The organism is Mediterraneibacter glycyrrhizinilyticus, assembly GCF_015560805.1.
GTDB lineage: Bacteria > Bacillota > Clostridia > Lachnospirales > Lachnospiraceae > Schaedlerella > Schaedlerella glycyrrhizinilytica_A.
This window is the reverse complement of record NZ_JADMSO010000009.1, coordinates 1-7215: the sequence shown is the minus strand read 5'-3', so window position 1 is coordinate 7215 and position 7215 is coordinate 1. Positions and strand designations below refer to the sequence as shown.

8 protein-coding genes are annotated in these 7215 nt (G+C 45.6%); 7 read left to right on the top strand and 1 reads right to left on the bottom strand.

Annotated elements, in window-relative coordinates:
* The 7 genes from I2H87_RS09860 to I2H87_RS09830 all read left to right on the top strand — a co-directional run.
* On the top strand, positions 1 to 613 hold a 613-nt coding region (locus tag I2H87_RS09860; protein WP_195609845.1), incomplete at its 5' end, for a Uma2 family endonuclease.
* 153 nt (positions 614 to 766) lie between these two features.
* The gene (locus I2H87_RS09855) at positions 767 to 2077 is read left to right on the top strand and encodes a phenylacetate--CoA ligase family protein (protein ID WP_195609844.1); all 1311 of its coding nucleotides are present in this window, start codon (positions 767 to 769) and stop codon (positions 2075 to 2077) included.
* 3 nt (positions 2078 to 2080) lie between these two features.
* Positions 2081 to 3826: an indolepyruvate ferredoxin oxidoreductase subunit alpha gene (iorA, locus tag I2H87_RS09850; protein WP_195609843.1), complete on the top strand. Its 1746-nt coding sequence runs from the start codon at positions 2081 to 2083 to the stop codon at positions 3824 to 3826.
* Position 3827: 1 nt separating this feature from the next.
* A complete protein-coding gene (locus tag I2H87_RS09845; RefSeq protein ID WP_009266425.1) occupies positions 3828 to 4397 on the top strand; it encodes an indolepyruvate oxidoreductase subunit beta in 570 nt (189 codons plus the stop codon).
* 18 nt (positions 4398 to 4415) lie between these two features.
* A complete protein-coding gene (locus tag I2H87_RS09840; protein WP_022152333.1) occupies positions 4416 to 4835 on the top strand; it encodes an ACT domain-containing protein in 420 nt (139 codons plus the stop codon).
* A gap of 26 nt (positions 4836 to 4861) precedes the next feature.
* Positions 4862 to 6193 (top strand): phenylacetate--CoA ligase family protein, encoded by a 1332-nt coding sequence (locus I2H87_RS09835; RefSeq protein WP_195609842.1) that lies wholly within the window; start codon positions 4862 to 4864, stop codon positions 6191 to 6193.
* 22 nt (positions 6194 to 6215) lie between these two features.
* Positions 6216 to 6659 (top strand): amino acid-binding protein, encoded by a 444-nt coding sequence (locus I2H87_RS09830; protein ID WP_009266421.1) that lies wholly within the window; start codon positions 6216 to 6218, stop codon positions 6657 to 6659.
* A 140-nt stretch (positions 6660 to 6799) separates the two neighbouring features.
* On the opposite strand, the gene I2H87_RS09825 is transcribed toward I2H87_RS09830, so the two are convergent.
* A complete protein-coding gene (locus I2H87_RS09825; protein ID WP_004840409.1) occupies positions 6800 to 6997 on the bottom strand; it encodes a cold-shock protein in 198 nt (65 codons plus the stop codon).
* Positions 6998 to 7215 lie beyond the last annotated feature (218 nt).

Genomic DNA, 7215 nt, shown 5'->3' with positions numbered 1-7215 from the left:
TGTAAAAGAATCTGCACTTCCTTATGAAGCGGAAGCACGAAGAGAAAAAAGGCAAGGGGAATATACGGTGGAAGATTACCGTGCACTGCCGGAGGAGCAGCGGATGGAACTGATCGATGGAGTGCTTTACGATATGGCAGCGCCGACGGGGATCCATCAGCTGATCGGAGGAGAAATTTATGCAGTTTTAAGGGACTATATTCGGACACAGAAAGGAAAGTGTCTCCCGATGTATGCGCCGATCGATGTACAGTTAGACTGTGACGAAAAGACGATCGTGCAGCCGGATGTACTCGTTCTCTGCGACGTGAGCAAATTATCCGGAAATACAATTTCGGGGGCGCCGGATTTTATCGTGGAGATCCTTTCTCCATCCACGCGGAAAAAGGATATGTTTATAAAGCTGGAGAAGTATATGACAGCCGGAGTGCGTGAGTATTGGATGGTGGATGCGGAGAAGAAAAAAGTATTGATATATGATTTTGAACATGAAAATTATCCGATACTCTTTGGATTTGACGCAGAAGTTCCGGTGGGGATTTTTGAGGGGCAGTGTAAGGTGGACTTTGGAGAGATCTACGAATATCTCCGGTCATTTTCATTGGTGGATTAAGATAGAAAAAGTATGTATTAAAATATAAATTATAGCTTTGGCAGGGCATGTAATCTTCCACTGTGTTCTTTTTCAAATTAATGCTTTAATTCGCAAAAGTATTGTGTTATACTGGAAAAAGACGAACGCGATGTCAAAAGGAGGGTAAATATCATGATTTGGGCAAAGGAAGAGACATTGCCGAGAGACGAGATCGAGAAGATTCAGCTTGAAAAATTAAAGAAGACAGTTCCTTACATATATGAGAGAGTCGCTCCTTATCGTCAGAAAATGGATCAGGCGGGGGTGAAGCCGGAAGATATCCGGACTTTGGAGGATCTGAAAAAACTTCCGTTTACTTATAAAGCGGATTTCCGGGATCACTATCCGGACGGCTTGTTTGCAGTAGATAAAAAAGAAATCGTCCGCTATCATGCAAGTTCCGGAACGACAGGAAAACCGACTGTAGTCGGTTATACGAAACATGATCTGGACATATGGCTCGACAATGTGGCGAGGATTGCCTGTATGGGAGGGGCAGGTCCGGAAGATGTGGCACAGATTTCGTTCGGCTACGGAACATTTACGGGAGCTCTTGGTCTGCACGGTGGTCTGGAACGGATCGGAGCGGCAGTAATCCCGATGTCCTCGGGAAATACAAACAAGCAGATCATGTTTCTTCAGGACATGGGAGTGACGCTTCTTGTGGCGACTCCGTCTTATGCGCTTCATCTCGGCGAGGAACTGCGGGCAAGAGGAATCGACCCGTCAAAAGATTTAAAGATCCATATTGGTCTTTTTGGCGGTGAGGGGATGACAGAACCGATGCGGAAAGAGATGTATAAAGTCTGGGGTAATCAGTTTATCTGTACACAGAATTACGGCATGAGTGAGTTGTGTGGTCCGGGTGTGGCAGGAGAGTGTACAGAGTTATGCGGTATGCATATCAATGAAGACTGGTTCATTCCGGAAATCATCGATCCTGAGACAGAAGAAGTGCTTCCGCCCGGGGAAAAGGGGGAACTGGTGATCACCTGTCTCGGAAAAGAAGCGCTTCCGTTGATCCGTTATCGTACGGGAGATCTGTCAAAATTGATGTATGAGCCTTGCAAATGCGGCAGGACAACGGTGCGTATGGAAAATCTGTCCGGACGTGCGGATGATATGCTTGTGATCCGAGGAGTGAATGTATTTCCGACACAGATTGAGGAAGTACTCTTAAAAATCGAGGAGATTGGACCTCATTACGAGATTCTGGTAGAACGTAAGAACAGATTGGATGTGATGACGATCACAGTGGAACTGATCGATGACCGGCTGCTTGATAGTTATGCAAAACTGAGCGAACTGGAAAAGCGGATCAAATCTGCATTAAAATCACAGCTTGGTCTTGCAACACAGATCCGATTGGTAGCGCCGAATTCTTTGAGACGGTTTGAGGGAAAAGCAAAGCGTGTGACAGATTTACGAAAGGATGGATTATAAGATATGGCAGACAAGGTGATTATGTTGGGAAATGAAGCCATTGCCAGAGGGGCTTATGAGGCTGGAGTGAAAGTGTCTTCGGCATATCCGGGAACACCAAGTACCGAGATCAGCGAATATCTGGTACAGTACAAAGAAGACGTGTATGAAGAGTGGGCGCCCAATGAGAAAGTAGCGGCTGAGGTTGCCGTCGGCGCAAGTATTTCCGGCGTGCGTTCTATGGCATGTATGAAGCATGTCGGGCTGAATGTGGCGGCAGATCCGCTGTATTCGGTTTCTTACATGGGGGTGAACGGCGGACTTGTTCTTGTAGTGGCAGATGATCCGGGACTTTACAGTTCTCAGAACGAACAGGATACGAGAATGGTTGCCCGGGCGGCGCAGATCCCGGTGATCGAACCGTCAGACAGTGCCGAGGCAAAAGATTTTTTCAAGGCTGCTTTTGAATTGAGTGAACGATTCGACCGTCCGTTTATTTTCCGGACAACGACAAGACTTGCACATTCGCAGGGACTGGTAGAACTTCAAGAGAGAGTGGAGATGCCGGATAAGCCGTATGAAAAAAATATCCGCAAAAATGTGATGATGCCGGGAAATGCAAAGCTTCGTCACGTTGAGATCGAAAAACGGAACCTGGAACTTGCGGAGGCAGCGAATACGCTGCCGCTCAATACGGTGGAGATGAATGATACGGCGATCGGTGTGATCACAAGCGGAATTCCATATCAGTATGTAAAAGAAGCGCTGCCGAATGCCTCCGTATTAAAACTCGGTATGGTCAATCCGCTTCCGAAGAAATTGATCCGGAAGTTTGCGGAAAAAGTAGAGACACTTTATATTGTCGAAGAATTAGATCCGGTGATCGAAGAACAGGTAAAATCCTGGGGAATCCGGGCAATCGGAAAAGATATTTTTACGGTGCAGGGTGAATACAGTGCCAATATGCTGAGAAAAGCGATCTTAAAAGAAGAATTGGAATTAAAGAGTCCGGCAGAAGCACCGCAACGTCCGCCGATCCTCTGTCCGGGGTGTCCGCACAGGAGTGTGTACCATGTGCTGAATAAGCTGAAACTGCATGCGGCAGGTGATATCGGCTGCTATACATTAGGAGCAGTCGCGCCGCTTAGCGTGGTAGACACAACCATGTGTATGGGATCCAGTATATCAACACTTCATGGAATGGAGAAAGCAAAAGGAAGAGAGTATATCAAAGACTGGGTTGCTGTGATCGGAGATTCTACATTTTTACATACAGGTGTGAATTCGTTGATGAATATGGTGTACAATCACGCAACAGGAACAGTTTTGATATTGGATAATTCTACGACCGGAATGACCGGACATCAGGATCATGCGGCAACCGGAAAGACTTTGCAGGGAGATCCGACATATGCGATTGATATTCCGGCACTCTGTAAAGCAATGGGTGTGAAAAATGTAGTGGAAGTCAATGCATTTGATATAGCGCTTCTGGAGAAGACCGTAAAAGAAGAGCTGGAAAAAGAAGAGGTATCCGTGATCATCACGAAATCTCCATGTGTCCTGTTGGATAAATCAAAGAAACCGCTTTATATCGCACATCCGGACAAATGTAAAAAGTGCGGCATGTGTATGAAACCGGGATGCCCGGCAATGACGAGAAATGCGGACGGTACCATCCATATTGATGATACGATGTGTACGGGATGTGGATTGTGCGAGACGTTGTGTAAATTTGAGGCGATAGAACTGGTAAAGGCGGGTGAGTAAGATGACGACAAAGAATATTATGATCGTAGGAGTCGGCGGACAGGGAACACTTCTCACAAGCCGTATTTTAGGAGGGCTGACGATTGCCGGAGGATATGACGTGAAGCTCTCCGAAGTACATGGAATGGCACAGCGAGGCGGCAGTGTCGTGACGTTTGTACGCTATGGAGAAAAAGTGGCGGAGCCGATCGTGGAGGAAGGACAGGCGGATGTGATCATTGCGTTTGAAAGGCTGGAAGCGCTCCGATATGCCCATTTTTTGAAAAAAGACGGCGTACTGATCGTCAATGACTGGCGGATCGATCCGATGCCGGTCGTGATCGGAGCGGCACAGTATCCGGATCAGATTTTGGAAACACTGGAAAAAGACTATAAAGTATATAAAGTCAATGCGACGGAAGAAGCAAAGAAGCTTGGAAATCCAAGAGTATTCAACTTGATCGTCCTTGGGATTGCGGCACAGCATATGGATTTTACAAAAGAAGAATGGTATGACGTGATCGAGAAGACCGTTCCTCCGAAGACGATCGGGATCAATAAAAAAGCATTTGATGTCGGATATGAGATGTAGCAGAAAGGCGGCGAGAATATGATCAGACAATTATCGGTATTTGTAGAGAATCAGCCGGGCAGTATTATGCGGGTTACATCTGCACTGACGGAAGCACAGATCAATATTCGTGCGATTTCTTCGTTTGATGCACCGGAGTTTGCAATCCTGCGCCTTGTCGTGGATAAACCGGAGGAAGCGAAAGACGCATTGACAACAAAAGGATTCGTTGTGCGTTTGCAGGACGTTATCAGTGTGGAATTAAAAGATGAGCAGGGCAGTCTGAACGAGATGCTGAAAGTACTTGCAGATAATGGAAACGGTATTAATTATATTTATTCATTTGTGATCCGTGGAGAAAAAGCGCCGGTTATGGTATTTCATACGGATCGCTTTGAGGAGGCGGAGAGTGCGCTTCAAAAAGCCGGGATCAAAATGATCGAGGAAAAAGACTTATAAAGACACAAGGGGGAGGAACAAGAATCATGGCGGCAGTGTCATTGGAAAATTGGACAGAGCGGATCAGAGATCCGAAAATAGAGTGTATGAGCCGGGATGAAATGGCGGTATTACAGAGCAAACGTCTGGTAGATGTTGTAAACAGAGTTTATAACAATGTAGAGTTTTATCGGAAAAAAATGCAGGATCTTGGAGTGGAGCCGGGAGATATTAAAGGGATCGAAGATATCAATAAACTTCCGTTTACGACAAAAGAAGATCTGAGAGATCATTATCCGTTCGGACTTCTGGCAATTCCGAAAAAAGATGTGGTCCGCGTGCAGGGCACTTCCGGAACGACCGGAAAACTGACGCTGGCATCTTATTCACAAAAAGATATTGACGTGTGGGGGGAGTGCGTGGCCCGATGCCTTACGATGGCGGGATTGACGGATGAAGATGTGCTGCATATTTGCTACGGATATGGCTTGTTTACCGGAGGGCTTGGCTTGGATTTCGGTGCGAAAGCGCTGGGAGCAATGGCAATTCCGATGTCGGCAGGCAACACGAAACGTCAGATGATGTGCATGGAAGATTTTGGCGCGACTGCATTTGCATGTACGCCCTCTTATGCATTGTATCTGGCAGAGTCTATGCAGGAAGCAGGCGTAGTTGACCGATTGAAACTCAAAGCCGGAATCCATGGCGCAGAGCCATGGACGGAGGAAATGCGCAAGAAAATCGAGAGTATTTTGCATATCAATTGTTTTGATATTTACGGACTTTGTGAGATCACAGGTCCCGGAGTGGCTCAGGATTGTATCCATCATACAGGACTTCACATTCATCATGATTATTTTTTTCCGGAAGTACTTAATCCGGCGACTCATGAGGCGTGTGCAGATCATGAAACCGGAGAACTTGTATTTACGACACTGGCAAAAGAAGCTATGCCGTTGATCCGTTATCGGACAAAGGATCTGACCAGCATCGATCACAGTGCCTGCGCATGCGGAAGAACGCTTCCGAGAATTTCGAAGTTTACAGGACGCACAGACGATATGAAAGTGATCCGGGGAGTCAATGTATTCCCGACACAGGTTGAGACAGCGCTTCTCAGTATGGGCGGAGCGGTTGCGCCGCATTATCTGATGATCGTAGACCGGGAAGATAATCTGGATGTACTGACCGTTATGGTAGAAGTGGACGAGAGCATGTTCTCCGATGAGATCCGGAAATTGGATGCGTTGAAAAACAAGATTGGTGCGGTGCTGAAACAGGCGCTTGGCGTATCAGTCCGTGTAAAACTGGTGGAGCCGAAAACAATCCAGAGAAGTGAGGGAAAGGCTGTTCGTGTCATTGACAATCGTGGGCTGTAAGTATGAGAGGAGTGAAATTAGAATGGGAGTGACGATCCAACAATTATCGGTATTTTTGGAAAACAGAGAGGGAAGATTGGATGAAGTGCTGAATGTGCTTGCGGGAAATGATGTAAATATCGTTGCGCTCAGTCTGGCAGATACATCGGATTACGGGATGCTCCGGATGATCGTATCTGATCCGAACAAAGGGCGGGCAGTATTGAAAGAAAATGGAATCACAGCGATGCTGACAGAAGTTGTTGCCCTGCGGGTACCGCATGCAACGGGATCTCTGAGTAAAGCGATGCATCAGATCGTAGAGGGTGAAGTCAATATTGAATATATGTATGCGTTTGCAAACGGTGGGGATGCATCGGCAGTGTTAAAATGCGATGATCCGGTGAGAGTCGTGGACATTTTACGCGGAAGCGGGTTTGATGTATGGGAAGCAACAGAAGCATATACTTCTAACATGAAAGGATGATCAGAAACAGCAGCAACGAAAAAAGAAACCGGATCAGTGATCTGGTTTCTTTTTCTAATCTCGTTTCTCTGTATTACTTTTAAATATTAAATCTAGCTGGTCTGAATTTATATAATTAAAAGGTACATTAAAAAATCTGATTAAAGTTTTACTACGTTTGTTGCCTGCGGTCCCTTAGCGCCTTCTGTTACTTCAAATTCAACAGCCTGACCTTCTTCTAAGGATTTGAATCCATCCATTACTAATCCTGAATAGTGTACGAATACATCGTTTCCTTCGGAATCAGAGATGAATCCATAACCTTTTTGGTTGTTAAACCATTTTACTGTACCTGTCATGATGGTGCCCTCCATAAAAATAAAAAAATAATGATGTGTAGATATTGAATCTGGGTTAAAATTCAATACTGTGATAGCGTAGCATATTTAACAATGAAAGTCAACGTATTTCTGTGAGGATGTGTAAATTTGTACAATAAAAGTGAATTGTAAAAGTAAATTCCATCCCTCACATATAAGCCATGGAATTTATTAATTCTCAAAATAAGTATGGCATT